At 70.3% G+C, this 24,832-nt stretch carries 25 protein-coding genes and 1 tRNA gene; 11 read left to right on the forward strand and 15 right to left on the reverse strand.

The genetic code is table 11. The features are described 5' to 3' along the window. Positions 1-24: 24 nt before the first annotated feature. Positions 25-1,833, reverse strand: coding sequence for a translation elongation factor 4 (gene lepA / locus MHZ35_RS06255; RefSeq protein ID WP_239434827.1), 1,809 nt, complete (start codon positions 1,831-1,833; stop codon positions 25-27). Positions 1,834-1,995: 162 nt separating this feature from the next. On the opposite strand from lepA, the gene MHZ35_RS06260 reads away from it, so the two are divergent. Then, positions 1,996-2,072, forward strand: a tRNA-Pro gene (locus tag MHZ35_RS06260). A gap of 99 nt (positions 2,073-2,171) precedes the next feature. Here the strand turns inward: MHZ35_RS06260 and MHZ35_RS06265 are convergent. Further along, complete coding sequence (locus tag MHZ35_RS06265; RefSeq protein WP_239434828.1) at positions 2,172-2,738, reverse strand: hypothetical protein; 567 nt, start codon at positions 2,736-2,738, stop codon at positions 2,172-2,174. Positions 2,739-2,999: 261 nt separating this feature from the next. On the opposite strand from MHZ35_RS06265, the gene MHZ35_RS06270 reads away from it, so the two are divergent. From MHZ35_RS06270 to MHZ35_RS06280, 3 genes are all read left to right on the forward strand, one after another. Next, positions 3,000-4,544: an MDR family MFS transporter gene (locus MHZ35_RS06270; protein ID WP_239434829.1), complete on the forward strand. Its 1,545-nt coding sequence runs from the start codon at positions 3,000-3,002 to the stop codon at positions 4,542-4,544. Positions 4,545-4,616: 72 nt separating this feature from the next. Further along, positions 4,617-6,407, forward strand: coding sequence for a DUF885 domain-containing protein (locus MHZ35_RS06275; RefSeq protein ID WP_239434830.1), 1,791 nt, complete (start codon positions 4,617-4,619; stop codon positions 6,405-6,407). A gap of 126 nt (positions 6,408-6,533) precedes the next feature. Next, a complete protein-coding gene (locus MHZ35_RS06280; protein WP_239434831.1) occupies positions 6,534-6,977 on the forward strand; it encodes a DMT family transporter in 444 nt (147 codons plus the stop codon). On the opposite strand, the gene MHZ35_RS06285 is transcribed toward MHZ35_RS06280, so the two are convergent. From MHZ35_RS06285 to MHZ35_RS06295, 3 genes are read right to left on the reverse strand one after another with little or no spacing between them, the layout of a single operon-like run. After that, on the reverse strand, positions 6,974-7,861 hold the full coding sequence (locus tag MHZ35_RS06285) for a general secretion pathway protein GspK (RefSeq protein WP_239434832.1): 888 nt from the start codon (positions 7,859-7,861) through the stop codon (positions 6,974-6,976). The genes MHZ35_RS06280 and MHZ35_RS06285 overlap by 4 nt on opposite strands. Continuing rightward, positions 7,858-8,403: a type II secretion system protein GspJ gene (locus MHZ35_RS06290; protein WP_239434833.1), complete on the reverse strand. Its 546-nt coding sequence runs from the start codon at positions 8,401-8,403 to the stop codon at positions 7,858-7,860. The genes MHZ35_RS06285 and MHZ35_RS06290 overlap by 4 nt, the downstream gene beginning before the upstream one ends. Then, on the reverse strand, positions 8,400-9,344 hold the full coding sequence (locus MHZ35_RS06295; RefSeq protein WP_239434834.1) for an ABC transporter substrate-binding protein: 945 nt from the start codon (positions 9,342-9,344) through the stop codon (positions 8,400-8,402). The genes MHZ35_RS06290 and MHZ35_RS06295 overlap by 4 nt, the downstream gene beginning before the upstream one ends. A gap of 185 nt (positions 9,345-9,529) precedes the next feature. On the opposite strand from MHZ35_RS06295, the gene gspN reads away from it, so the two are divergent. Further along, positions 9,530-10,162 (forward strand): type II secretion system protein N, encoded by a 633-nt coding sequence (gene gspN / locus MHZ35_RS06300; protein WP_239434835.1) that lies wholly within the window; start codon positions 9,530-9,532, stop codon positions 10,160-10,162. 9 nt (positions 10,163-10,171) lie between these two features. On the opposite strand, the gene MHZ35_RS06305 is transcribed toward gspN, so the two are convergent. Beyond that, positions 10,172-11,398 carry a type II secretion system F family protein gene (locus tag MHZ35_RS06305; RefSeq protein WP_239434836.1) on the reverse strand — a complete coding sequence of 409 codons (1,227 nt, stop codon included), beginning with the start codon at positions 11,396-11,398 and terminating at the stop codon, positions 10,172-10,174. 229 nt (positions 11,399-11,627) lie between these two features. On the opposite strand from MHZ35_RS06305, the gene MHZ35_RS06310 reads away from it, so the two are divergent. After that, entirely contained in the window at positions 11,628-12,644 is a 1,017-nt protein-coding gene (locus MHZ35_RS06310; RefSeq protein WP_239434837.1) for a glycoside hydrolase family 43 protein, read from the forward strand. Positions 12,645-12,743: 99 nt separating this feature from the next. Here MHZ35_RS06310 and gspE read toward each other — a convergent pair whose 3' ends face one another. Genes gspE through gspL form a run of 3 tightly spaced genes read right to left on the reverse strand, consistent with a single transcriptional unit; the run spans position 12,744 to position 15,795 of the window. Further along, a complete protein-coding gene (gspE, locus tag MHZ35_RS06315; RefSeq protein ID WP_239434838.1) occupies positions 12,744-14,237 on the reverse strand; it encodes a type II secretion system ATPase GspE in 1,494 nt (497 codons plus the stop codon). Beyond that, entirely contained in the window at positions 14,234-14,731 is a 498-nt protein-coding gene (gene gspM / locus MHZ35_RS06320) for a type II secretion system protein GspM (RefSeq protein ID WP_239434839.1), read from the reverse strand. Before gspM ends, gspE begins: the two co-directional genes overlap by 4 nt. Then, complete coding sequence (gene gspL, locus MHZ35_RS06325; RefSeq protein WP_239434840.1) at positions 14,728-15,795, reverse strand: type II secretion system protein GspL; 1,068 nt, start codon at positions 15,793-15,795, stop codon at positions 14,728-14,730. The genes gspM and gspL overlap by 4 nt, the downstream gene beginning before the upstream one ends. Before the next feature lie 33 nt (positions 15,796-15,828). On the opposite strand from gspL, the gene gspG reads away from it, so the two are divergent. Genes gspG through gspD form a run of 5 tightly spaced genes read left to right on the forward strand, consistent with a single transcriptional unit; the run spans position 15,829 to position 20,140 of the window. After that, on the forward strand, positions 15,829-16,338 hold the full coding sequence (gene gspG / locus MHZ35_RS06330) for a type II secretion system major pseudopilin GspG (protein WP_274615690.1): 510 nt from the start codon (positions 15,829-15,831) through the stop codon (positions 16,336-16,338). A 1-nt stretch (position 16,339) separates the two neighbouring features. After that, on the forward strand, positions 16,340-16,906 hold the full coding sequence (locus MHZ35_RS06335) for a prepilin-type N-terminal cleavage/methylation domain-containing protein (RefSeq protein WP_239434841.1): 567 nt from the start codon (positions 16,340-16,342) through the stop codon (positions 16,904-16,906). After that, complete coding sequence (gspI, locus tag MHZ35_RS06340; protein WP_239434842.1) at positions 16,903-17,268, forward strand: type II secretion system minor pseudopilin GspI; 366 nt, start codon at positions 16,903-16,905, stop codon at positions 17,266-17,268. Before MHZ35_RS06335 ends, gspI begins: the two co-directional genes overlap by 4 nt. After that, entirely contained in the window at positions 17,265-18,068 is an 804-nt protein-coding gene (locus MHZ35_RS06345) for a type II secretion system protein N (RefSeq protein WP_239434843.1), read from the forward strand. Before gspI ends, MHZ35_RS06345 begins: the two co-directional genes overlap by 4 nt. A gap of 11 nt (positions 18,069-18,079) precedes the next feature. Next, the gene (gene gspD / locus MHZ35_RS06350; RefSeq protein ID WP_239434844.1) at positions 18,080-20,140 is read left to right on the forward strand and encodes a type II secretion system secretin GspD; all 2,061 of its coding nucleotides are present in this window, start codon (positions 18,080-18,082) and stop codon (positions 20,138-20,140) included. Here gspD and MHZ35_RS06355 read toward each other — a convergent pair. The 6 genes from MHZ35_RS06355 to MHZ35_RS06380 form a co-directional block, all read right to left on the reverse strand. Further along, positions 20,134-20,553: a hypothetical protein gene (locus tag MHZ35_RS06355; RefSeq protein WP_239434845.1), complete on the reverse strand. Its 420-nt coding sequence runs from the start codon at positions 20,551-20,553 to the stop codon at positions 20,134-20,136. The two genes, gspD and MHZ35_RS06355, sit on opposite strands and share 7 nt — an antisense overlap. Then, positions 20,541-21,008 carry a hypothetical protein gene (locus tag MHZ35_RS06360; RefSeq protein ID WP_239434846.1) on the reverse strand — a complete coding sequence of 156 codons (468 nt, stop codon included), beginning with the start codon at positions 21,006-21,008 and terminating at the stop codon, positions 20,541-20,543. Before MHZ35_RS06360 ends, MHZ35_RS06355 begins: the two co-directional genes overlap by 13 nt. Next, the gene (locus MHZ35_RS06365; RefSeq protein WP_239434847.1) at positions 21,005-21,562 is read right to left on the reverse strand and encodes a hypothetical protein; all 558 of its coding nucleotides are present in this window, start codon (positions 21,560-21,562) and stop codon (positions 21,005-21,007) included. Before MHZ35_RS06365 ends, MHZ35_RS06360 begins: the two co-directional genes overlap by 4 nt. A gap of 91 nt (positions 21,563-21,653) precedes the next feature. Beyond that, positions 21,654-21,992: a hypothetical protein gene (locus MHZ35_RS06370; RefSeq protein WP_239434848.1), complete on the reverse strand. Its 339-nt coding sequence runs from the start codon at positions 21,990-21,992 to the stop codon at positions 21,654-21,656. An 88-nt stretch (positions 21,993-22,080) separates the two neighbouring features. Next, a complete protein-coding gene (locus MHZ35_RS06375; protein ID WP_239434849.1) occupies positions 22,081-23,394 on the reverse strand; it encodes an amidohydrolase family protein in 1,314 nt (437 codons plus the stop codon). Further along, the gene (locus MHZ35_RS06380; protein WP_239434850.1) at positions 23,391-24,812 is read right to left on the reverse strand and encodes an amidohydrolase; all 1,422 of its coding nucleotides are present in this window, start codon (positions 24,810-24,812) and stop codon (positions 23,391-23,393) included. The genes MHZ35_RS06375 and MHZ35_RS06380 overlap by 4 nt, the downstream gene beginning before the upstream one ends. Positions 24,813-24,832 lie beyond the last annotated feature (20 nt).

Here is a 24,832-nt window from a genome sequence, read left to right on the forward strand (position 1 = left end):
CGCTCCGGCGCCGCCCCATCGATGCTATTGCTCGTCGCCCATCCGCAAGGCGGCGATGAAGGCTTCCTGCGGGATGCTGACCGAGCCGTACTCGCGCATCTTCGCCTTGCCCTTCTTCTGCTTCTCCAGGAGCTTGCGCTTGCGGGTGGCGTCGCCGCCATAGCATTTGGCGGTCACGTCCTTGCGCATCGCGCTGATCGTCTCGCGCGCGATCACCTTGCCGCCGATCGCCGCTTGGATCGGGATCTTGAACATGTGCCTGGGGATCAACTCCTTCAGCCGCTCGACCATGCCGCGACCGCGCACTTCGGCCGTGCCACGGTGGACGATCATGCTGAGCGCATCGACCGGCTCCTCATTGACCAGGATGCTCATCTTGACGAGGTCGCCCTCCCGATAGCCGATCTGCTGGTAGTCGAAGCTCGCATAACCCTTCGACAGCGACTTCAGCCGATCGTAGAAGTCGAACACCACTTCGTTGAGCGGCAGTTCGTACGTCGCCTGCGCGCGACCGCTGACATAGGTCAGGTTCTTCTGGATGCCGCGCCGATCCTGGCAGAGCTTCAGGATCGAGCCGAGATATTCGTCGGGGACGTAGATCGTGGCTTCGATCCACGGCTCGCTGATGCTCGCGATCTTGTTGGGATCGGGCATGTCGGCCGGATTGTGCAGGTCGATCTTGGTCACACCCGCGGGATCGGGATGCGTCAGTTGGATCTCGTACACCACCGACGGCGCGGTGGTGATGAGGTCGAGGTCGTATTCGCGGGTCAGCCGCTCCTGGATGATCTCCAGGTGGAGCAGCCCAAGGAAGCCGCAGCGGAAGCCGAAGCCCAGCGCCGCCGAGGTCTCCATCTCGAAGCTGAAGCTCGCGTCGTTCAGCCGCAGCTTGCTGATCGATTCGCGCAGCTTCTCGAAGTCGTTGGCGTCGACCGGGAACAGGCCGCAGAACACCACCGGCTGCACTTCCTTGAAGCCCGGCACGGCTTCGGCCGCGGGTCGCTTGGCATCGGTGATGGTGTCGCCGACCGCGGTCTGGGCGACTTCCTTGATCTGCGCGGTGATGAAGCCGATCTCACCCGGACCCAGATCGGTCAGCTGCTCGATCTTCGGCCGGAAGCAGCCGACGCGGTCCACCAGGTGCGTGGTGCCGGCGTTCATGAACTTGATCTGCTGGCCCTTCTTCAGCGTGCCGTCGATCACGCGAACCAGGATGACGACGCCCAGATACGGGTCGTACCAGCTGTCGACGAGCATCGCCTTCAGCGGCGCGTCCGCATCGCCCTTGGGCGCGGGAATCCGCTCGACCACCGTGTCGAGGATTTCCTCGATGCCGATCCCGGCCTTTGCGGAGGCAAGCACTGCGTGGGACGTGTCGAGGCCGATCAGGTCCTCGATCTCGGCCTTCACGCGTTCGGGCTCGGCGGCGGGCAGGTCGATCTTGTTGATGACCGGGATGATCTCGTGATCGTGCTCGATCGACTGGTAGACGTTGGCGAGCGTCTGCGCCTCTACGCCCTGCGCCGCGTCCACCACCAGCAGCGCGCCTTCGCACGCGGCCAGGCTGCGCGAGACTTCATAGGCGAAGTCGACGTGGCCCGGCGTGTCCATCAGGTTGAGGACATGGCCCTTCCATTCCAGGCGCACGGTCTGCGCCTTGATGGTGATGCCGCGTTCCTTCTCGATCTCCATGTTGTCGAGCACCTGCGCCGACATCTCGCGGTCGGAGAGGCCGCCGGTGCGCTGGATCAGCCGGTCCGCAAGCGTCGATTTGCCGTGATCGATGTGCGCGATGATCGAGAAATTGCGGATCTTGCTGAGTTCTGTCGCCATGATTCCGCGCGGTTAGCACCGGGCCGGGCGGATGCGAAGGGGGCGCGCGCGCAGACCGCGCATCCCGACGGCAGAAAAGCGCAAAAGAGACGCTTGTCTCCTGCGAAATCGCTGATATAAGCCGCCGCCTGCCACCTGGTCAGCGACTGGGATGGCATCGGTCGGGGAATAGCTCAGCCTGGTAGAGCACTGTGTTCGGGACGCAGGGGCCGGAGGTTCGAATCCTCTTTCCCCGACCATTTTCTTTCAAGACATCGATGATACACCCCTTTTCGGGGAGCGTTCGCCCAGGCGAGGGCGGCGCCGGGCTACGGCGTTCGGCCCGCTTTCCGCGCCCGCTAGCGCGAGCCCTGCATAGCCGAGGCCCTGCTCCGCACGAACGCCTCTGCCTCGGCATGGCTGATCTGCTCGACCGGGCCGAAGGTTCCCGTCGAGCAATCCGTGGTCGCCTCGGTATCTTCGTCTGCCTGCACCTCCGCAAGCGAGGGGATGTGGCCATCCAGTCGGTAGCGAAACGACCAGCTCGCGATCGAGATCGCCAGGGGCGCATCGAAGGCGTAGACGGCAAGGAAGCCCGGCCGCTTGCCCGGTGCCGCGACGAGGAAATAGTTCGTCCCCTCGGAGACCATCGGCGAGCAGTATAGCGCCTGCACCGGATTGAACCCGAAGGGCTGACCGGGCGGGCCGTCCCATTCGAAGGTGAGTTCCGATACCAGGTCGGCGTTGGGCGCAAGAACGGTGCCGCCTGCAAGCTTGCCGATGGTTCGAAACGTTTCTTCAGCCGAGGGCGGTGCGTCGATCCACCGTATCGGTGAGGCCTTTGCCCGCAACGCAGTGATCGTGGGCGTGCCGACGGCATGCGCCTCCGGGGCGAGCGCGAGCAGGGTCTCCGCCAGGGCGTCCATCGGTGCGGAAGTCCTGGACCCCTGTCGACCAGCGGCGCGCACTTCCGCCGACCCTGAAGCCGCCAGAGCAGCAAGGCAGACACCCGCAACGACCGCGTAACGCATTCTGGTCCCCTTCCCTGCAATACCCCCGAACCTCCGCGAGAGCCGCGGTTTTGACATACCGCGACGGCCATGGCGGGCGTCAAGCGGCAGCCCGCGCGGCGTCTTTGTGCACCCGCAGCATTGCATCGCGGACTCCAGGCGCCAAATTGAAGGTTCATGTCTTTGCACCTCCCGCACGGACTCGATCCGCGCAACTTCCTTCGCCCGCGGCGCCGCGGCATCGCTTCCGTCCACTCCGAAGTGCGCGACGGCATCGTGCCGGCGGGCGAGCGGATCGCCGAGACCACCGACCAACAGGGCGGCGCGCCGGCGAGCGCCAACTATCGGACGGTCGCGCTGATCATCGCCTGCGCGATGTTCATGGAGAATCTTGACGCCACCGTGCTCGCGACAGCGCTGCCCACGATGGCACGCGACTTTGGCGTGCGCGCGCCGGAGATGAGTATCGCGCTCACCTCCTATCTGCTCGCGCTGGCGATGTTCATCCCGGCCTCTGGCTTCGTCGCCGATCGCTTCGGTGCCAAGCCCGTGTTCCGCTGGGCGATCGCGGTATTCGTGCTGGGCTCGCTTGCCTGTGGCCTGGCGCCCAACCTGCCGACCATGGCGGTCGCGCGCTTCCTGCAGGGCATCGGCGGCGCGATGATGATGCCGGTCGGGCGACTGGTGCTGCTGCGCTCCGTCGCCAAGCGCGACATGGTATCGGCGATGTCGTGGCTGATCATGCCGGCGCTGATCGGGCCGATCCTGGGCCCGCCGGTGGGCGGCTTCATCGTCACCTATGCCGACTGGCGGTGGATCTTCTGGCTCAACCTGCCGATCGGCATCCTCGGCTTCGTGCTGGTTGGCAAGTTCATCGCCGACATTCGCGAGGGGGAAGCGCAGCCCTTCGACCGAACCGGCTTCCTCCTGTCGGCAGCAGCGCTCGGCTGCCTGCTGCTGGGGTTCGAGATGGTGAGCCGATCGGAAGGGGCAGGTGTCGCGGTGCCGCTGATCGTCGTCGGCGCGGTGACCGGCCTGCTCTATGTGCTGCACGCACGCCGCACCGAGCACCCGATCCTCGACCTTTCGCTGATGCGCATCCCTACGTTCCGGCTTTCCGTCCTGGGCGGCTCGCTGGCGCGGATCACCCAGGGCGCGCAGCCGTTCCTCCTGCCGCTGATGATGCAGTTGGGCTTCGGCCTCACGGCCGCGCAGAGCGGCGCGATGACGGTTGCCACCGCAATCGGGTCGTTCGGGATGAAGGGCGTGGCACGCCGCCTGCTCCATCGCTTCGGCTTCCGGTCCAGCCTGGTGGTGATGGGCGTGCTCGGCACGGCCGCCTATGCGGTCTGCGGCCTGTTCCGCCCGGATTGGCCGCTGCCGGCGATCTTCGCAGTGCTGGTGGTCTCGGGCTTCCTGATGTCGTTCCAGTTCACCGCCTACAACACGATCGCCTATGACGAGATCGGCAAGGAGCGGATGAGCGCGGCGACCAGCTTCTACTCGACCTTCCAGCAGCTGATGCTGTCGCTTGGCATCTGCACGGCCAGCGTCGCGCTGCACGTGTCGATGGGCGCGAGCGGCCGGGCGAGCCCTGGCTTCCCCGACTTCTCCGCCGCATTCTGGACGGTGACGGCGATCTCGCTGGCGGCACTGCTGGTCAACCTGCGCTTCGACCCGCAGGCGGGCGCCGAGCTGAGCGGCCGGGCAAAGCCGGCCTAATCCGATCCCGCCGCTTGCCGCCGGGCGGTGCGCTGCATAGACCCGAACCACTGGAACTTGTGGGGGTCGTCGATGCGCTCTGGTCTGTTTGCCCTGTTGCTCCTGGCCGGGACGACGCTGCCCGGCAGCGCGATCGTCGCCAAGCCTGCAGCACCCGCCGCGGCTTCGGCACAGGACGAAGCGTTCGAGGCGCTGGGCAAGCGCTTCCTGGACGAGATGGCGCGGCTGCGCCCGACCTATGCGACGTATCTGGGCGACCATCGCTTTGATGCAGAGGTCGACGACCTGTCCGCCGCGGGCCGTGGGCGCGAGGTAGCGGCGCTGAAGCGTACCCAGGCGGCACTGGAGCGGATCGATCGCAGCAAGCTCAGCCGCGAGAACCAGGTCGATGCGGCGCTGCTCGCCAACGAGCTTGCTTACCAGCTGTGGACGATCGAGACGCTGAAGCCCCACGAATGGGATCCGCAGGGCGCCAACGAGTCCGTCTCCGGGGGACTCTACCTGCTCGCCGCGCGCGACTTTGCGCCGTGGCCGCAGCGGCTGCGGGCGGCGATCGCGCGGATGGAGAAGACGCCGCAGCTGTTCCAGCAGATGCGCGCCAGCCTGGTACCCGCACGCGTGCCGGAGGTGTTCGCCAAGACCGTGGCGCAGCAGAACTCGGGCGTGCTCCAGATCGCAGAAGGCATGCTGGCGCCGCACAAGGGCGAGCTTCCTGCCGCCGAGCAGAAGCGGTTCGACGCGGCGCTTGCGACGCTCAAGACGGCAGTCGCCGACCAGCAGAAGTGGCTGGACACGGTGCTGGTGCCGCAGGCGAAGGGAGACTTCCGGCTCGGCGCCGAGCGCTACGACCAGAAGCTGCGCTTTGCGCTGGTGACCGATCTCACCCGCCCCGAGATCAAGGCGCGGGCGCTCAAGGCCAAGGCGGATGCGCGGGCGGAGATGTATGCGATCGCGCGCACCGTGCTGGCGGGCAAGCCGAACGCGCCGGCGCTCCCCGCCTCCCCTACGCCCGCCCAGCAGCAGAAGGCGATCGAGGCGGCGCTGGAGCTGACCTATGCCAAGCACCCCGCACGGGGCGGCGTGATCGCGGAGGCGACCAAGACGCTCCAGCAGGCGACCGCGTTCGTGCGCGCCAAGAACCTCATCACCGTGCCCGACACGCCCGTCCAGATCATCGAGATGCCGAAGTTCCGTCAGGGCGTGGCCGTCGCCTATTGCGACAGCCCGGGGCCGTTCGAAAAGCAGCTCGGCACCTTCTTTGCCGTGTCGCCGATCCCCGAGGACTGGAGCGACGCGCAGGCGGAGTCCTTCCTGCGCGAATACAACGACTACATGATCCACGACCTGAGCGTGCATGAGGCGATGCCGGGGCATCACCTCCAGATCGCGCACGCCAACGAGTATCCGTCGATGCTGCGCGCGGTGCTCGCGTCCGGGCCGTTCATCGAGGGCTGGGCGGTCTATGCCGAGGGGATGATGGCGGACCAGGGCTATCTGAACGGCGATCCGCTGTTCAAGCTGACCGTCCTCAAGATGCGGCTGCGCTCGATCACCAACACGCTGCTCGACATCGGCATCCACACCGAGGGGATGACCGAGGCGCAGGCCATGCAGCTGATGATGGAGGGCGCATTCCAGCAGGAGCGTGAGGCCGCGGGCAAGTGGACGCGCGCGCGCCTCTCCTCCACCCAACTGCTGAGCTATTTCGTCGGCTATTCGGAGCATCTGGAACTGCGCGCGGCCGTCGAGAAGCGCGAGGGCGCGGCGTTCGACCTGAAGCGCTACAACGACGCGGTGCTGGCCCACGGATCCCCGCCGGTGCGCTATGTCCGCGCACTGATGCTGGGCGAGGCCATTCACTAAGGCGGGTTCGCCTCCTCGGATCATTTGCCGCTGCCGGTGGTTGCTGGCGAACGATCCGAGGGAGAAGCCGATTGCCCGAACCCAGCGCCGTGCCCGCCCTCCCCTGTCTGCGGCAGGGGTAAGGGCGTGTACCTGCTCTTCATCCTGTTCGCGGCCGGCGCCGGCATCACCAGCGCGCTCCAATCGGGCACCAACAATGCCCTGCAAAAAGCGCTGGGCACGCAGCTTTGGACGGTCTCGATCGTCTCGGTGGTGACGCTGTCCGTGTCGCTGCTGCTGTCGCTGGCAGCGGGCGAGCGGCTGCCGAGCGGCCAAGCGATCGCGCAGGCGCCGTGGTGGTCGTGGACCGGGGGCGTTCTCGGCATCGTATTCGTGCTGGCGACCGTCTATGCCTCCCCCCGGCTGGGGGCGGGGCTGTTCGTGGCGCTGATCGTCACCGCCTCCACGGTCGCGGCACTGGTGCTCGACCATTTCGGCTGGATGGGGTTCGAGGTGCACCAGGCGGGCTTCGGTCGCATCGCCGGCGCGGTGCTGATGATCCTGGGCGTCGCGCTGATCTCGATCTTCTAGGCAGCTGGCTTGCGGGGCGCCACGAACGCCGGCGCCTCGGGCGGAACCGCGGCGTTGCGCCAGCGGGCGACCGGCACCACCACCGGGCCCTCCTCGCCCGCGCGGCGCTGGATCAGGGTGGCGCCTTGCTGCGCGGTGCCGCCCACCGTGGCACGGGTGCGCACCCAGAAGGTGTTGGAGCGAAGGCTGGCGCCCGGCGGCATGGTCACGCCTTCGTCGGCCAAGTCCTGGAGCGACAGGAAGCCCTGGCGGGTGCGGGTCGCCACCAGCCGCTCGGCCACGACGGGATCGTCGAACAGCACCGTCATCAGTTCGGGCGAGGCGGCGTTCAAATTTATCGTCGTGCTGCCCGGCAATGCCGTCGCCAGCCGCTCGAGCCGGTCGGCGAGTTCGGACGGTACCCCGGAGTAGCGCAGGGGACGCAGGTCGCTGATCGGGCCGTATTCGCGGATCAACCCGACCGCGACGGCGAGCTGGTTGTCGTCGAAGCCGGCCGCGCGGCCGATCTTTGCGAACAGCAGCTGGGCCGAGAGGTCATCCTTGCGGACGGCGTTGACGTTGAAGCGCCCTTCGGCATCCGCGATCGCGAGGTCGAAGCGGCCGCCCTCGATCGGCACGTCGCTGTCGGCGATCGCCCCCCAGGGCTCGCTCGCATAGTCTGCATCCGGCGCGTCGCGCGCATCCCGGCGGAGCGCCACCAGCGCCGAAGTCTCGCCGCCGCGCACGATCGCGAGCGCGCGCGCGGCTTCCCGGGAGCGGATGGCGCGATCGAGCGCGATTTCCTCGCGGCTGATGAGCAGCAGCACGATGCCGCTGGCGATGGCCACGAACATCAGCACGTTGACGAGGATCATGCCCTCGTCGTCAGGCGCGCGCCGGTTCATTTCGGCTCGGCCGCCGGAATTGGGAGGGTGACGACGCGGCGGACGGTGCCTGCCATGCCGCTGGGGGCGGAGACTGCGAGCTCGACGGCCACGGCGCGTGGCCAGCTGTCGACCCGCGCCTCGTCGGGAGGCCAGGAGTGGAGCCAGCCGCCGTCGAAATAGCGCCAGCGCGCCGACTGGACGCCGCCGAGCACCCGCTGTGCCCGGCCGTCCACCGTGCGGACGAACACGCCGTCGGCGAGGCTGTAGGAGACCGCGAGCGCAGGGCCGCCGAAGCCGCCGGCAGCACGCGAGAAGGCGACCCGGCCGCCGTCCCCCTGCACGCGCCCGCGCGCGAGCTGGTCGAAGTCGCTGGCCACGACGAACATCGCGCGCTGCACCTCGGCGATGCGGTCGAGCCGCTTTTCGGTGCGGCCCTGGACCGAGAGGATGCTGTCGACGAGCGTCACGCCGGCGACCGCGATCAGCGCGAACAGTCCGAGCGAGATCATCAGCTCGATGAGGGTGAAGCCGCCCTCCCCGTGCCGGACGGGCTGAGTCACGCGCCCTGGCTCACCGCCACCTTGGAGTAGCCGTCGCGCCCGGCGAGCAGGATCGCGAAGCTGCGCGCGCAGCTGCCATCGGTGCGGAAGCGGACCGCGCCCGTCGCGCACTGGAAGCCGCTCTCGGCGAGCAGCCCCTCGCGGTTGAGGCTATTGGCGGCACGCAGCTGGCGAGCGATGCCGGCCGCGTCATAGGCGAGCGCCGCGATGGTGCCTGGGCGGCCGCCATTGCGCGCCGCATAGGCCCCGGCGAAGCCCTCGAACGCCTCCGGATCGGGGCTGGCGATCCAGGCGCCTTCGAGTGCGGCGAGCGCTTCGGGGCGATAGTCCACGCCCTGGAAGGTCGCGAGCAGTTGCACGCCGGCATCGCGCAACGCGCGGGCCGCGGCGAGGAGCGTCGTACCGCCACCCGGCACCAAGACCGCATCGGGCGCGTCGCCGACCGCAGGCAAGGGCGTGCCGGGGGCGACCGTCACCGTCCGAACGGTCATTCCGAGCTCTGCCTCCATCGCCTTTGCCGCATCGACCGAGGCGATGGACCAGGCGCCGCCGTCGCCGATCACCAGCACGGTCCGCACGCCACGGGAGCGGGCATAGCGCAGGATCGCCTGGGCGCTCTGCGACGCGGTGATGCCGAACAGGAAGGCGCCGCTGTTGCGCAGCGCCATGTCGTTGGAGAAGGCGAGCACCGGCACCTTCCCGCCGGCCGCCTGCACCACCGCCGGCACCTCCGCCGCGGTGAGCGGCCCGAGCAGCATGCCGGCCTTCGCCTTCAACGCCAGCCGGGCGGCAGCGGCGGCACCCGCGGGAGTGCCGGCGGTGTCGAACACGCGCAGCATGCCCGTTTCGGCCGGTGCGCCGGATTGCGGAAGCATCGCCGCTTGCTGCATGCTAAGGCCCAGCGCCGCATGGCTGCCGGTCAGCGGCACCAGCAGCGCCACGGGCCGGGTTTCCTTCCGCGCCGCCAGCAAGGGAGCAGCGGCCCATGCCGCAGACGATAGCACTAGGGTCGACCGCAGCAGCCGAAGCGTCTGCCGCCGCGATACTTCCGGAAGGGGCGCGAGCTCAGGCACGGCGGCGCTCTATCGCGTTCGCGGGGTTGGGCATAGCCTCGTTCGCCGTCGCCATGATCGCAACGCTGCCGGCCAGCGCAGTGCTGACCGATCGGCCGTGGCGCAGCGGCGTCGCGGGCACGATCTGGAACGGCGAAGTGGGCGTCGCTGGAGGCAGCAAGGTCGAATGGCAATGGGCGCCGCTCCGCTCGCTCACTTCCCTGGGCTTTGCGGTCGACTGGCGTGCGACGGGGCCGGACACCGACCTGGGCGGCCAGGCACTGTTTCGCTTGGGGGGCACGGTGCGGCTGGACCGGGTGAGCGGATCGGCCGACGCAACCTTGCTCCAGGCGGTGGCGCCGGACCTGCCCTTCACCTGCGACATGACCATGCAGGTCGAGCTTCCGCGACTGGTGGCCGGCGGCAGCGACCAGCAGGCGCAGGCAACGATCCTATCCGATGCCGGCAGCTGCATGGCAAAGCCGGCAGGCGCGGGAAGCACGGTGCCGGCGATGATCCTGACCGCCGAGCACGTCGGCCGCGAGACGCGCGTCCGCCTGGCGCCGCAGACCCAGCGCCGCCAGACGCTGGTGGAGGCGGTGCTGGCCGAGGACGGCGCATATCGGGTGACGCTCACCAGCGACGGCGCAGCGGTGCTGCCGTTCACCGGGTTGCCACCGGGCGTGACGATCGAGAGCCGGCTGTAGGGCGGCACATCAGATCGTCACCAGATTGTTGAGGTTGATGATCGGCAGCAGGATCGCGAGCACCATCAGCAGCACCAGCCCGCCCATCAGCAGCAGCACCAGCGGCTCGACCAGGACGACCAGCGTGGCGGTGAGTGCGTCGAGTTCGCGCTCCAGCTCGGTCGCGGCACGATCCAGTGCCGGGGCAAGCCGGCCGCTCGATTCGCCCGAGGCGACGATCGCGACCAGCATCGACGGGAAGGCCTCCGCCTCCGCCATCGCGGCGCGCAGGCTGAGTCCCTCGCGGACGCGATGGGCGACGCCGAGCGCCTTGTCGCGCACCCAGCGGTTGGGGGTGACGGCGGCGGCGGCGTGGAGCGCCTCCACCAGCGGCACCGCGCTGCCGACCAGGGTCGCGAGGCTGCCGGCGAAGCGCGCGGCATTGTGCTGGCGGCTGAAGCGGCGGAAGGGGCGCCGTTCGGACAGGAACCGGTCCACGCGCAGCCGGTTGGCGGGCACCTTTGCCCAGCGGCCGGCGACGAGCCCCAGCACCAGCGCCGCGACCGCGACATAGAGGCCGTAGTTCTGGATGAAGGCCGACAGTGCGATCAGCGCGCGGGTGAGGAAGGGTAGCTCAGCGCCGCGTGAGACGAACACGCGCACGATGTCCGGCACGACATAGACCATCAGCAGCACCATCATCCCGAAGGAGACGGCGGCGAGCAGCGCGGGATAGAGCAGCGCGAGCTGGAGCTTCTGCCCGTTGGCGTGGCGCGTCTCGACGAAGGCGGCCAAGTGGTTGAGCACGTCCGTCAACCGTCCGGACTGTTCGCCGGCCGCGACGGAGGCGGTGTAGAAACCCGGAAAGGCACGCGGGTGCTTCGAGAGAGCCGCGGCGAAGCTGCGGCCGTCGAGGATTGCCGAGCGGACGTCGAGCAACAGCGCGCTCACCGCGGCCTGTTCGGCCTGCCCGGCTACCAGGCGCAGCGACTCCTCGATCGAGACATCGGAGCCGACCAGGGTGGAAATCTGGCGGGTGATGGTGGCGAGCTGGCGCGGAGTGATGCCGCGCCTCCGGAAGCTGGGCAGCCGCAGCGTTCCCAGCGAGGCGCGCTTCTCCCCCGCGACCTCCACCGACAGCGGCAACAGGGACTGGTCGCGCAGCATCGCGCGGGCCGAAGCGGGGCTCGACGCCTCGATGATCCCCTTGCGGGTGGCGCCGCCACGATCGGCGGCGCGATAGGCATAGGCGGTCATGCGAGGCCTTCGGGAGCGCGGAAGTTGAGGAAGTTGAGGCTCAAACGCACTTCTGCCTCAACCATGTCAGCACCGTGACACAGGCGGCGAGCGGACAAGGAAGCGAGGAAAGGCATCGCCGGCCACGAAAGCACAGGCGCGCGGCGTAGGACAGGGGCAAGCGCACTGTCCTCTTGAGCATCACGCCGAAGTGCCGTCATACAGCAGATAAATATGAGGAGAGAGGTTGATGCGCGCGTTCCGGTGGATCCTGCCTGCCCTGGCTTCGGCCACCCTGGTGTCGGAAGCGGGGGTGGCGCGCACTCCGGCCGGCGGGTCGGCGGCGCAAGTGGCGATCAACCCGCTGCTCCCCGGCGGACCGGACCCGTGGATCGTCCGGCAAGGCGACACCTATTATTACATGGCGACGCTGGGCGACCGGCTGGCGATCCGGGCGACGCGCGACCTTTCCCGGCTGGCTGAGGCGAAGGAAACGGTGGTATGGCGGCCGCCGGTGACCGGCCCCAATGCCCAGTCGATCTGGGCGCCCGAGCTGCATCGCATCGAGGGCAAATGGTACATCTATTATACGGCCGCGGCCGCCGGGCATGACGACGACGCGCACCGCGGCGTGTTCGTGCTGGAGAATGCGAGTGCCGACCCGCTGACGGGCACGTGGATCGACCGCGGACGCGTCGCGACCGCGCGGCCGGGGATCGACGGCACCACCTTCGAGCATCGCGGCAAGCGCTATTTCGTCTATTCGCCTTATGTCGGAAGCGAGAGCGACCTGGCGATCGTCGCCATGACGAACCCGTGGACGGTGACGGGGCCGGAGACGATCCTCGCGCGGCCGGACCGCGCGTGGGAACGGCAGGGCGGGCGGCAGATCCTGGAGGGGCCAGCGTTCCTGAAGGGGCCAAAGGGCGACCTGTTCCTCGCCTATTCGGGCAGCGCCTGCTGGTCGGATGGCTATGCGGTGGGGCTGCTGCGTGCGCCCGCCGGTGCGGATCCGCTGAAGGCGTCGTCCTGGACCAAGGCGCCGGAGCCGATCTTGAAGACCACGCCCTCGGCCGGGGTGTACGCGCCCGGGCACAACGGCTTCTTCACGGGCAAGGATGGGGCGACCTGGATGGTCTACCACGCCAACACCGCCGCCGAGATGGGCTGCACGGGCAAGCGCGCGCCGCACATCCAGCGGGTGACGTTCGATGCCAGCGGCGCACCGGCGCTGCCGACGCTGGAGCGGGAGGCACCCGCGCCCTGAGATTCGTGCTCCTGCGAAAGCAGGAGCCCAGGGTTACGGGCGTTGCGCTGCTTGGCCCTGGGCTCCTGCCTGCGCAGGAGCACAATCAGAGTGGACCCCTCAGCCCTCGTCGCGGACGACGCGGGCGACTTCCTCGACCGTGGTAATGCCGGCGCGGACCTTGGAGGCGCCGTCATCGAGCATGGAGGGGTTGTCGCGGCGGGCGGCCCGCTCGAGTTCGGCTTCGGAAGCGCCGTCGTGGATCAGCGCCTGGAAGGCGTCGTCCACCGCGACCACTTCGTAGAGGCCGGCGCGGCCGGTGTAGCCGTCGCCGTGACAGGCGTCGCAGCCGTTCGCCCGCCACAGCGGTTCGCCGGCTTGAATTGCGCCGCCCATCAGCAGCACGTCGCCCTCTCCCGCCACATCCTCGCGCCGGCATTCGGGGCAGAGCTTGCGGACGAGCCGCTGCGCGACCAGGCCCACGACCATCGGTGCCAGCAGATAGCGCTCGACGCCCATGTCGATCAGCCGCGTGACGGAGCCGACCGCGGAGTTGGTGTGCAGCGTCGACAGCACGAAGTGGCCGGTCATCGACGAGCGGACGGCCACCTGGGCGGTCTCCTGGTCGCGGATCTCGCCGACCATGATGACGTCGGGGTCCTGGCGCAGGATAGCGCGCAGGCCGCGGGCGAAGGTGAGGTCGGTGCGCGGGTTGACCTGGGTCTGGCCGATGCCGGGCAGCTCATATTCAATCGGGTCCTCGACCGTCATGATGTTGCGGCGGCGGTCATTGAGGCGGGTGAGCGCGGTGTAGAGCGTCGTCGTCTTGCCCGAGCCGGTCGGGCCGGTGACGAGCAGCATGCCGTGCGGGCGTTCGAGCAGGCGGGTGAAGACGGTGACGTCACGGTCCGACATGCCCAGACTCGGCAGGTCGAGACGCAGCCCGCCGCGTTCCAGAAGGCGCAGCACCACGCGCTCGCCATGCTGGGTCGGGATGGTCGAGACGCGCGCATCGACGTCGTGGCCACCGATGCGCAGCGTCACGCGGCCGTCCTGGGGCACGCGCTTTTCGGCGATGTCGAGCTTGGCCATCACCTTGATGCGGCTGACCAGCAGCGGCGCGAGCGCACGCTGCGGCTCGACGATGTCGCGCAGCACGCCGTCGATGCGGAAGCGGACGACGAGGCGCTTTTCCTGCGTCTCGACATGCACGTCCGACGCGCGCTCCTTCACCGCTTCGAGCAGCAGCGCGTTGATGAGGCGGATGACCGGCGAATCGTCGCGGCTGTCGAGGAGATCGTCGACCGACGCCGCGCTGTCGGCGAGGGCCGCCAGGTCCTGCTCCGCAAGCTCGATGTCGGCGGCGGTCGTGGCACTGCTGCCGCCATAGGCCTGGGCGAGCGCGGTTTCGAACGCGTCGTCGGCGACGGGCACGAACGGGACGCCGGGCGCGATGCGCTGCACCTCCAGCAGCGCGTCGAGCGGCGCGCTGGTGCGGTGGAGGCACTCGACGCCCGCGCTCCCCGGCCGCAGCAGCACGCCGGCGCGGCGAGCATAGCCATAGGGGAGCCGCTCGGCAGGCGCGTCCTCGATCAGGAGCAGCGTGTCGGTCATGCGCCGAACTCCACGGTGGCCGAGACGTGGCCGGGGGCGGTGCCGCGCACGATCGACACCTGGCGAATGCCGAGCGTGGTGGTGCGCGCGACGTCGTCGATCCAGCGGATCACGCCGTCATAGGCGCCGTCGGCGACGGTGACGCGATAGCCGCCGGTGACCATCGGCACCGTCTGGACGGAGAGCCCGGCGCGACCGGCGGCGGCGGCGATCGCGGCATCGGGCGGGCCGGCGGCGAGCGGCTGCACCGGCGGCAGCGTGCCGGCCGCGCGGATGCGGGCGTTCAGCGTCTCGAACTGGCGGATGTCGGCGCGGGCATCGGCGCGCGCGGCCTGGATGGGCTTCACCACGCCATAGACGGCGACCAGCAGCACCAGCAGCACTGCGAGGCTGCCGACCAATCTGCGTTCCCGCTGGCTGAGATTGCTCCACCACGCGTCGAAGCGGGCGAGCCCCGCCTCCAGCCGCGAACGTCCGGGCAGCCGCACGATCATGCGCCGGCCGCCGTCACGCGGATGCCGCCCGCGGGATCGGGGGTGACGGTCGCGTCGATCCGGGCACCGCTGAGTGCCGCACGAAGCCGGTCGGCGGCGCCCACTTCGCCCGCGTCGAGATCCACCACCAGCTGGTTGCCGCTCCACTGCATCGAGCGCACGACGATAGCGGGCCCCATGGGGGCGAGCGCTGCCGAGACGCGGGCGAGTGCGGGAACGAAGCGGTTGTCGCCGGTGGCGCGCGGGAGCCGATCGGTGATGCTGCCGGGCAGGTCCTCCGCCTGGGCGAGATCGGGTGCGGCGGTGGCGAGCAGGGTCCGCGTCTCCGCCTCGCGCCGGTCGGCGATCGCACGCAGCATCAGCGTATCGGCGGCGGCGATGACGCCGTGCGCGACCAGCGCGGCGAGCCCGACCATCGCGAGCTTGCGCACGAACGCCGATCCGGTGCGGCGGCGTGCATAGCGGCCCTGGCGCAGATCGAGCGCCGGCACCGCGAGCGTCATGCCGAGCGGCTGCGGCACCGCCGCCTGCGCGACGATCGGCTGGGCGAGCGGATCGCCGAACGCCGTGACCTCGGGCCGGGCGGCGGCTTGCCAGGCGGCCGGCAGCAGCGCGGCGGGCACCGCAAAGCCGGTGCCGTCCCCTGCCCGCACGACCGCACGGCCTTCGCGCTGCGCGACGTTCCACGCGCCCTCGGCCGGACGCGGCAGCGACAGCGCATCGGGCACCAGCGCCGCATCGCCCAAGCCGTTCACGTCCGCCAATGTGACCCACTCGGCCATGACGCTGTGCCGCACGACCGCAACCAGATAGCGCTGCGGCGCCAGCATCTCCCCGATCGCCAGGTGCACCGAATCGAGCGGGTCGGCGATGCGATCCTCGACCGCGAAGGGCAGTGCTTCCAACCGCTGAGCACGCGTGGCGAGCGGCAGGTCGACGGCGAGCAGCAGCAGACGCTCGGAAGGCACCAGCAAGGTTGCGGGCCCCTCCGCATCGGCTATGATCGGGCGTTCGCCCTCGAGCGTCCACACGCCGGCAGCGGGGCCGGCCGGCGGGACAGTCATATTTGAGTCATCAGGCGAACGCATGGGGCCGGGATGCGCATCTTTTCACAACAGTTTCATGACAGCGTGACGGGCACCGTGGCAGCCCGGACGAAAAGCCGCAAGCCGCGCGTGCGTGCCGTCCCCGCCTCGCAGGCGGGCCTGACGCTGGTCGAGATGATCGTGGTGCTCGCGATCATCGCGATCGTCGCGGCCCTGATCGTCCCCAACGTCATCAGCCGCCCGGACCAGGCGCGTGTCACCACCGCCAACACCGACATCAAGAGCATCTCCGCGGCGCTCAAGATGTATCGGCTCGACAATGGCGACTATCCGACGACGCAGCAGGGGCTGAAGGCGCTGGTGGAGCGGCCGAGCACCCCGCCGGTCCCGAGCAGCTGGGCGCCGGGCGGCTATCTCTCCGACATGCCGGTGGATCCGTGGGGCAACCGCTATGCCTATAGCTCGACCGGCAGCGGCAGCTTCGAGCTGAAGTCGCTCGGCAAGGACGGAAAGCCCGGCGGCGAGGATCTGGACGCCGACATCGACGGCAAGCGTCCCTGACATGATGCCGCCCGCCCGGGTTGCGGGCACCATTCCGGCCGTCTCCACGCGCGGATGCGTGCGGAACCCTGCGCCTGCGCAGGAAGGCAAGCGGCGCGCCGGCGAGGCCGGCATGACGCTGGTCGAGATGCTGGTGGTGCTCGCCATCCTGGGGGTGGCGGCTGGCGCCGTCACGCTCGGCATCGGGGCTGCGACGCGCGCGCCCACCGTCGAGACCGAAGCCCGGCGGCTTGCCACCCAGCTGCAGGCGGCGGCGGACGACGCGATGCTGGGGGATCGCGCGATCGCCTTTACCGCAGGCGAGCATGGCTATGGCTTTGCGACCCTGAACGCCAAGGGTGGTTGGACGCCGCGCGCGGGCGCCGGCATGGCATTCCACCCGCTGCCGGGCGGCATGGTGATGGCGCTGTCGGCACGGCCGCCGGTGCTGCTGGGCGTCGATGGCACCGGCCAGCCGCTGACCGCCGAGATCAGCGCGGGCGGGGATCGCTGGATCGTCACCTATGACGGGATGACGGCAGAGGCCGTGCACGCGCCCGCCGACCCCGAAAAGGCGGCGGCAGCATGACGGCGCATCCGGCCGAGGGAGGATTTTCGCTGATCGAGGCGCTGGTCGCGCTCGCAGTGCTGGCAATCGCGACCGTCGGGCTGATCGGCGCGGTCGAACAGCACATCGATTCGACCCGCGGGATCGAGCGGCGCACGATCGCCATGCTGATTGCCGAGAACCGGCTGGCGGAGCTGGAGGTCGGCGCGCCCGAGGCGGATGCGCGCGACGTGGAGATGCTGGGCCGCCGCTGGCAGGTGGCAGTCGCGCGGCGCGGGACCGACGATCCCGCGCTCGACCGGGTGCGCATCGCCGTCTCGGCAGCGGGCGAGGAAAGGCCGCTTGCGCAGCTCGACGGCTTCCTGGAAGGACGCGGATCATGAGGATGCCGCCCGCGCTGACGCCGCGCCAGAAACGCCGGACGCTCGACCTGGCGATCGCGCTGGCGTTCATATCCGTGGCGTTCGCGCTGGCCGGCCTGGTGTGGCGCATGGCAGGGCATGCCGGCACCGGCGCGGTGACGGTGCCGAGCGAAGGGCGCGCGCGCCCGTCCGCCGTCAGCGACCTGGGGCCGCTGCTCGGCTGGGCTCCGTTCGGCCAGGCGACAGTAGGCGAGCCTACGCAGAAGACGGGCATCCAGGCCGAACTGAAGGGGCTGATCTTCACCGTCCCGGCCGAGCAGGCGGTGGCGTTCGTGGCCACCGGCTCCGAGCCGGCGCGCGCCTATCACGTCGGCGACACGCTGGCGGGCTTGAGGATCGAGGGCATCCAGCGCGATCGCATCCTGCTGAACAACGGCGGCCGCATCGAATATCTGGGCTTCCCCGATCCTTCGGTGCTGACGGGTGCGGCTGCGCAACCGGGCGGCGGTACCGCCGCTGCCGCTCCCGGCTCCGCGCCAATGTCCTCCACGCCGCAGCCCGCGCCTCCCGCGGCGCCGCTGCCCGCGGCCTCCGCGCTGATCGACCGGTTGGGCGCGACCCAGGTCCCCGGCGGCTATGCGATCGGCGCGAACGCGCCGCCGGGCATGCGGGCGGGCGACGTCGTCCAGTCGATCAACGGCGTCGCGCTCAGCGACCCGGCAGCGGCCGACGCCGCGCTTGCCGGTGCCGGCACCGGCCCGGCCCAGGTCACCATCCTTCGCGACGGCAAGCCGATTACCGTCACCATACCGATCCGTTAGGTCAAAGCATCGTGCCGCATCCGATCCGTATTCCTCTCCTTGCGCTCTGCCTCGCCGCGACCGCGCTCCAGCCGCTCGCCGCGCAGACCGCGCCCGCGGGCGACATCGTCGTCAACATGCGCGGCGTGGAAATCGCCGACGTCGCCGAGCAGATCAGCCGGCTGACCGGGCGCACGCTGATCCTGGACCCAACCGTGAAGGGCCAGGTCACCGTCACGTCGGCGGAACCGCTGTCCCCGGCCGGCGTGTGGGAGCTGTTCCAGTCGGTGCTGCGCGCCAACGGCTTTGCCGCGGTGCGATCGGGCGGCGCGTGGCGGATCGTGCCGGCGGCCAATGCGGTGCGCGACGGCGGGGTGCGCGGCGGCGGCGGCCAGGCGCTGGTGACGCGCATGGTCCGGCTGGCGAACGTTCCCTCGGCGGACGCCGCGCGCATCGTCCGTCCGCTGGTCGCGAGCTTCGGCAGCGTGGAGCCGCTTTCGGCGCCGAATGCGATCGTCGTCACCGACTATGCCGACAATGTCGCGCGGATCGAGGCGCTGGCACGCTCGCTGGACGGCGGCGGCGGTTCGAGCTTTGCGACCATCCCCTTGCAGAACGGCAATGCCAGCGATGTCGCGCAGGCGATGCAGGGCGTGCTGGGCGATGCCGCCGGCGGCACCGGCGCGCGCGTGGCGGCCGATCCGCGGAGCAACACCATCGTGGTGCGCGGCACCCCGGCGGCCGTGGCGGAGGCGCGGCGGATCGCACACGCGCTCGATGCACCGGGCGGCGCCACGCCGGTCACGCGCGTCTTCCGGCTGAACCACGCCGATGCCGAGGCGGTGACCGAGGTGCTGCGCGGCATCCTGGGCCAGGAGGCCAGCGCGTCCAATCCGGTCGCGCGCAGCCTCTCCTCCCGCCCGCGCGCCGGCAGCGGTGCGCAGAGCCCGACGGCGGCGCTGTCGAGCCTGATCAGCGGCAACGCCGCCGCACAGGCAGCAGCGGCAGGGAGCACCACGGCCGGCCTGTCCGGCGGCAGCAGCGGCGGCGCGATGGGCGAGCAGGCGCCGACCCCGCAGGGCTTTTCGACACCCGACCTGACGGTGCAGCCGGCCCCGGACATCAACGCGCTGGTGGTGCGCGGCACGCCGACGGCGGTGGCGCAGATCGACCGGCTGATCCCCGACTTGGACGTGCGGCGCCCGCAGGTGCTGATCGAGGCGGCGATCGCCGAGATCGTTGGCGATGACGCCGAACGGCTGGCAATTCAGCTAGGCACCAGCGGCGCCGCGCTGACGTCGGTAACCGGCGCCGGCACTTCATTTAGCGGGCCCGGCAACATAACGCCGCTTTCGGCGATCCTGCAGACGCTGGGCGTGCCCGCGGGCCGGCTGCTCGGCGAAGGCCTCACCGCCAACATCGGCATCGGCAACGACTTCTCGATCCTGGTGCAGGCGCTGGGCACGTCCTCCAAGGCGAACCTGCTCTCCACCCCGCAGATCACCACGCTCGACAACAAGATGGGCGAGATCGTGGTGGCGCAGGAAGTGCCGTTCATCACCGGGTCGATCCTGACCGACACGACCAACGCCAACCCCTATACCTCGATCGAGCGGCGAGACGTCGGCATCACGCTGCGGGTGCTGCCGCGGATCAATGCCGGCGACACGATCCGGCTGGAGGTGGCGCAGGAAGCCTCCTCGATCTCGCCCACGCAGCTGCAGGCCGCGTCCGACATCATCACCAACAAGCGCATGATCAACACGACCGTGCTGGCGGAGAACGGCCAGACCATCGTGCTGGGGGGCCTGACCGCGGACGACTACAACCGGCTGAAGAGCCAGGTGCCGATCCTGGGCGACATCCCGGTGCTCGGCGAGCTGTTCAAGAGCCGCCAGGAACAGCGCGTCAAGCGCACGCTGTTCATTTTCCTGAAGCCGACGATCCTGCGCGACGGCACGGCGGCAGCGGCGGAGACGCAGGCGCGCTACGACCGGCTGCGCGGCGACGAGGCGCAACTGGGCGAGAAGCGCAGCCTGTTGCTCGATCCGCCGCGGCCGCGGCTGTCGGTGGAGATCGACGGGATCTACTGAGGCGGGTCTTCGCCCGGCATCGGCACCCGCGCACGCTGGCCGCCGCGGGTGAAATAGGCGGCGTCGGCGGCGAGGGATTCGAGCCGCCAGCCGTCGACGCTCTCGCCCGGCGCAAGCGTGCGCGTGCTCCCGTCGGCGGTGCGGACGAGCGCGACCGCATCGTGCATCAGCCGCCCGACCACACCCACCAGCGCGGGCGCATCCTCGGCAGCCGGCGCCTCTTGCCCGCCGGCCGCGAACAGCGGGCGGGTGAAGGCGGCGGCGAGCGGCGGCGCTTCCGGCGGCGCGGCGAGCGGCGGAAAGGCGCCCTGCGGCGCCTCCGATGCGCGGGGCGGCGTCAGCAGCAGCGCCGGCATCGCGCCGGCAAGCAGCGCGGCCGGCAGCAGCAGCCAGCGGGGGCTCAGCCGCGCCATGGCATCATCAATTGGGCGTCGAGACGGATGCTGCCGCCCTCCCCGGCCTCCACGCGCCAGCGGGCGAAGCGGGCGAGCGGACGGCCGCGTTCGGCGCGGTCGGCAAAGGCGAGTACCGCTTTTTCCGGACCCGAGAGGCGCAGGTCGAGCAGGACCAGGCCGGGCGGCGGGGCAGCGGCAGGGGCGATCCCCTCGACCAGCAGGCCGGCGGCGGTGGCAGCGGCGCGCAGCTGGCCGGCCGCCCGGCGCGTGGCGGTCGCACGATCGGGCGCGGCGAGCGCTAACTCGGGCGCGATCGGCGCCGGGGGCGGCGGTGCGTGGAGCGCGACGGCCAAGCGGCTGCGGGTCTCTCGCGCATCCGCCAGGCGATCGAGCGTCGCCGCCATCGGGATGCAGAACGCCGCCGCCATCAGGAGCCCCGCCACGACCGCCGCTGCCCAGAGCCGCGTGGTCATTGCGGACGCCCCCGCAGGGTCACGCGCATGACCGCTTCGTCGCGCTGCTGCCCCGCCTCCCGCAGTTGCGCCAGCACCGGCTCCCGGCGCAGGGCGTCGCGAAGCGCGTCGGGATCGGCGGTGAGGATCGCGACCTCCAGCGTACCGTCGGGGTCGCTCGATACCCGTGCCAAGCGGTCCTCGGCAGGAAGCGTCGTTGCCATACGCTCCAGGGTGCTGCCCAGCGTCGGCCGTTCAACCTGTGGCGCCCAGGCGGCGCGAGTCCCGGCAGCGGCGCGGGCGCGGGCGAGCAACGGCTCGGCGGCGGGTGCGAGGGCCGCGACGTCGGCGCGGGCGCGGTGTTCGAGGACGGCGGCACAGGCCCAGGTCAGCGCGGGGCCGAGCGCCAGCAGCAGCGCCAGGGCGCCCGGCCAGCGGAGATCCTTGGCGACGACGCGATCCGAGGATGCGGTCCTAGTCGCCCGGGACCGCACACGCGGGGCTTCGGCAGCGAGAGGGTGCTCGCGGCGGGGCGCGGCCGCCTTCGCCCGCGCTGCCGAGAGCGCCCGCGCCATCAGACTCGGCGGATTTCCGGGACGGGAGGGCGGCGCGGCCATGGGATCGCCCCTAGCCGCGCCGCACCGGTAAGTCACCCGTCGGGCGCGCTCACTTGCGCGTCATGCTGGTGACCTTGGCCATCCCGTCGGGGGTGAAAGCGATGATGTGCTTGGAGCCGTCGGTGCAGGTGGCGGTCCAGGTCGCCTGGGCATCGCCCGAGCGTTCGGAGGCGGTGACGCCTTGGCACGGCAGCCCTGCGTCGCGGATCGCGCGGATGAACACGCCGTTGCGCTGTCCTTCCGAAAGTGCGGCGACCTTGGCGTCCAGCTGCTGGGTGGCCTCGGCCGTCGCGCCATTGTCGGCAGCGTTCGGCTGGGGCTCGCTGTTGCCGCCGCATGCGGTGAGCGCCAGGGCGAGCGCGGGAACGATCAGGGTCGGAAAGCGCATCGGAATAGACCTCCTCTGGTGCCGCGGGCGGCGGCTCTCCTGACAAAGCGCGTGCCGCCCGCGCGGTTCCCGCGGGCGGCACGAAGGGTCAGTATTGATATGCCTTGGGCAACGCGCCCCCGGTGGGATCGAGGTAGCGGTCGCGCAACCGCTGCTGGCGGTGGACGAGCGGCTGCTCGACCCCGTCGACGAACACCTGTGTCGGCATCGAGCCGATCTCCAGCGGATCGCCATCCCAGATCACCACGTCGCCGCGGCGGCCGGGCTGGAGCGAGCCGAACTCGCCGCCCATGCCCAGCGCCTCGGCAGGACGCGAGCTGATTGCCGCAAAGGCGCTGCCCCAGTCGAGCCCGGCGGCACCGGGAATGCGGCTGAGCGCCACGAGGTTGCCGGCGTACTGCTTCACCAGCCGCGCCTGGCGCGCCTCGTCGTTGTTGATCATGCCGATCGCGACGGGGACGCCCGCCGCCTTCAGCCGGCCGATGTTCGACTGGGTGGCGGCGAGTTGCTCGAAGGAGGACGGCAGGTCGGCAAGCGCGCTGGCGATCACCGGCACGCCGGCCGCCGCGATGTCGGCGGCGACGGTCCAGCCTTCCGTGGCGCCGACCAGCACGAGCTTGACGGTGCCGAGTTCGCGCTTGAGATCGAGCAGCGCGCGGATGTCCGACGCGCGCTCGACATGGGCGAGCAGCGGCATGCGCCCCTCGATCACCGGCACCAGCGCCTGCGCGTCGAGGCGGGTGAGCAGCGCGTCCTTGCCGCGATCGGCGAAGCTCGCGGGGCTGCGGGCATATTCGCGCGCCTCGAACAGCGCGTTGCGCAGCATGGCGAAGGCGGCCGGGCGGCTCCCGCCGGCGGCACGCGCACCGCTTTCGCCCCACTCCATGAACTGGAACGCGCGCGGGCGGGTGACCGCGTCCATGTCCGCGGCGAGATCGATGACGGCGCCCTGACCGGCAAAGATCGAGCCGCCATTCTCGGGCGCGACGACGGCGCGGGTGACGCCCTCGGCCCGATTGAGCGCGATTGCGGAGGTGCGCGGGTTCACCGCAGGGGCGATGTCGAGCGCGGCGTTGAACACCGTCTCGTCGGCGCTGGCATCGTTGGTGCCGCGCACCGCATCGACCTCGACGATGCCCATGCGCGTGAAGCCGGCGAAGATGCCGGGCGTCACCCATTTGCCGCCGGCATCGACGGTGCGCATGCCGGCGGGCACCGCCACGCCGGGACCGGCGGCGACGACGCGGCCGTCGCGTACCACCACCGTGCCGCCATCGACCGGGCCGGCGCCGGTGCCGACCACCAGCTTGGCGTTGGTGATCGCCATCGTCTGCGCGGAGGCGGGCAGCGCCGCGGCCGTGGCGAGCAGCGCGGCCGCCGTGGAATGGATCAGGCGCTTCACTTCACATCCCCCTCGCCCGGCTGGCCGAGCTCGAAATCGGAAACCGGCCGCAGCCGCTTGTCATTGGCGTCGAACAGCAGCGCGCCATCGACCCACACCTTCTCGGGGCGGGTGTAGACGCTGAACGGATCGCCGTTCCACAGCACGACGTCGGCCATCTTGCCGGGCTTCAGGCTGCCGGTGACCTGGTCGATGCCGAGCGCACGCGCGGGCGCGATGGCGAGCCAGGTCCAGGCATGTTCGGGAGTGACCGCGATGCCGGCGCGGCGCGCCGAGCCCATCACCTTGGCGACTTCCTGGTTCAGCCGCTGGATGCCGTTCTCGTCGTCCGAATGGATCATCGCGCAGGCACCGGCGCGATCGAGGATGGCGAGATTCTCGCCGACCGCGTCATAGGCCTCCATCTTGAAGCCCCACCAGTCGGCCCAGACCGCCGCACAGGTGCCGTTCGCCTTCAGCAGATCGGCGATCTTGTAGGCCTCCACCGCGTGGTGGAAGGCGGTGACCTTGTAGCCGAACTCTTTGGCCATATCGAGGACGACGGCCATTTCGTCGGCGCGGTAGCAGTGGTTGTGGACGAGAATCTCGCCGTCGAGGACACCGCGCAGCGTGTCCATGGCGAGGTCGCGATCGGGCGCGTCGCCGCCGTCCTCCTCGTACTTGTCCCACTTGCGGTCATAGGCGCGGGCCTTGGCCCAGGTGGCGCGATCGACCGCGACATTGCCCATGCGGGTCGTCGGCATCCGGCCCTTGCTGCCATAGACGCGCTTGGGGTTTTCTCCGCAGGCCATCTTGAGGCCATAGGGGGCGCCGGGGAACTTCATCCCCTGCATCGTGCGCGCGTAGACGTTCTTCACCGTCACCGAGCGGCCGCCGAAAAGGTTGGCAGAGCCGGGCAGGATCTGCAGCGTGGTGACGCCGCCGTTCGCGAGCGCGCGGCCGAAGCCGGGGTCCTGCGGCCAAACGCTGTGCTCGGCCCAGACTTCTGCGGTGACCGGCGCCGACATCTCGTTGCCGTCGGACAGCGCCTCGACGCCCGGCGAGGGATAGTCGCCGAGGTGGCTGTGGACGTCGATCACGCCCGGTGTCACCCATTTGCCGGTGCCGTCGATCACCGTCACGCCGTCGGCAGGCGCGGTCGACTGAGCGACCTCGACGATCTTGCCGTCGCGGAACAGCACCGCGCCGCCGTCGATGCGGCCCCCCTCGCCATCATAGATGGTGACGTTGGTGAGGAGCGTCGGCCGGCCGGGATAGGCGCGGTAGGTGGAGGGATAGGGATCGTGGTTATACCCCTTGCCCGCGCCGGGCGCCTCCTCGCCCTTTTCCTTCTTGGCGCTGGCCGAACGATCGCCGGCGGTATGCGCCCGCGTCCCATCGGCCGCGCAGGCGGCGAGCCCGCCGGCCGCGGCAAGCATCAGCAACGTTCGTAGCAAGC

This window comes from Sphingomonas sp. ACRSK (assembly GCF_022346685.1).
In the GTDB taxonomy this organism is placed as follows: Bacteria; Pseudomonadota; Alphaproteobacteria; order Sphingomonadales; family Sphingomonadaceae; genus Sphingomonas; species Sphingomonas molluscorum.

Excerpts from the sequence above, each read along its gene's own strand:
- gspI (WP_239434842.1), top strand. The coding sequence starts at position 16,903 with ATGACGGCGCATCCGGCCGAGGGAGGATTTTCGCTGATCGAGGCGCTG.
- gspN (WP_239434835.1), top strand. The coding sequence starts at position 9,530 with ATGATCGCAACGCTGCCGGCCAGCGCAGTGCTGACCGATCGGCCGTGG.
- MHZ35_RS06335 (WP_239434841.1), top strand. The coding sequence starts at position 16,340 with ATGATGCCGCCCGCCCGGGTTGCGGGCACCATTCCGGCCGTCTCCACG.
- MHZ35_RS06370 (WP_239434848.1), bottom strand. The coding sequence starts at position 21,992 with ATGCGCTTTCCGACCCTGATCGTTCCCGCGCTCGCCCTGGCGCTCACC.
- MHZ35_RS06285 (WP_239434832.1), bottom strand. The coding sequence starts at position 7,861 with ATGAACCGGCGCGCGCCTGACGACGAGGGCATGATCCTCGTCAACGTG.
- MHZ35_RS06360 (WP_239434846.1), bottom strand. The coding sequence starts at position 21,008 with ATGACCACGCGGCTCTGGGCAGCGGCGGTCGTGGCGGGGCTCCTGATG.
- MHZ35_RS06310 (WP_239434837.1), top strand. The coding sequence starts at position 11,628 with ATGCGCGCGTTCCGGTGGATCCTGCCTGCCCTGGCTTCGGCCACCCTG.
- MHZ35_RS06365 (WP_239434847.1), bottom strand. The coding sequence starts at position 21,562 with ATGGCGCGGGCGCTCTCGGCAGCGCGGGCGAAGGCGGCCGCGCCCCGC.
- lepA (WP_239434827.1), bottom strand. The coding sequence starts at position 1,833 with ATGGCGACAGAACTCAGCAAGATCCGCAATTTCTCGATCATCGCGCAC.
- MHZ35_RS06275 (WP_239434830.1), top strand. The coding sequence starts at position 4,617 with ATGCGCTCTGGTCTGTTTGCCCTGTTGCTCCTGGCCGGGACGACGCTG.
- MHZ35_RS06355 (WP_239434845.1), bottom strand. The coding sequence starts at position 20,553 with ATGGCGCGGCTGAGCCCCCGCTGGCTGCTGCTGCCGGCCGCGCTGCTT.
- gspL (WP_239434840.1), bottom strand. The coding sequence starts at position 15,795 with ATGACTGTCCCGCCGGCCGGCCCCGCTGCCGGCGTGTGGACGCTCGAG.
- MHZ35_RS06345 (WP_239434843.1), top strand. The coding sequence starts at position 17,265 with ATGAGGATGCCGCCCGCGCTGACGCCGCGCCAGAAACGCCGGACGCTC.
- MHZ35_RS06380 (WP_239434850.1), bottom strand. The coding sequence starts at position 24,812 with ATGCTTGCCGCGGCCGGCGGGCTCGCCGCCTGCGCGGCCGATGGGACG.
- MHZ35_RS06265 (WP_239434828.1), bottom strand. The coding sequence starts at position 2,738 with ATGGACGCCCTGGCGGAGACCCTGCTCGCGCTCGCCCCGGAGGCGCAT.
- gspM (WP_239434839.1), bottom strand. The coding sequence starts at position 14,731 with ATGATCGTGCGGCTGCCCGGACGTTCGCGGCTGGAGGCGGGGCTCGCC.
- MHZ35_RS06305 (WP_239434836.1), bottom strand. The coding sequence starts at position 11,398 with ATGACCGCCTATGCCTATCGCGCCGCCGATCGTGGCGGCGCCACCCGC.
- MHZ35_RS06270 (WP_239434829.1), top strand. The coding sequence starts at position 3,000 with ATGTCTTTGCACCTCCCGCACGGACTCGATCCGCGCAACTTCCTTCGC.
- gspE (WP_239434838.1), bottom strand. The coding sequence starts at position 14,237 with ATGACCGACACGCTGCTCCTGATCGAGGACGCGCCTGCCGAGCGGCTC.
- gspG (WP_274615690.1), top strand. The coding sequence starts at position 15,829 with ATGCGCATCTTTTCACAACAGTTTCATGACAGCGTGACGGGCACCGTG.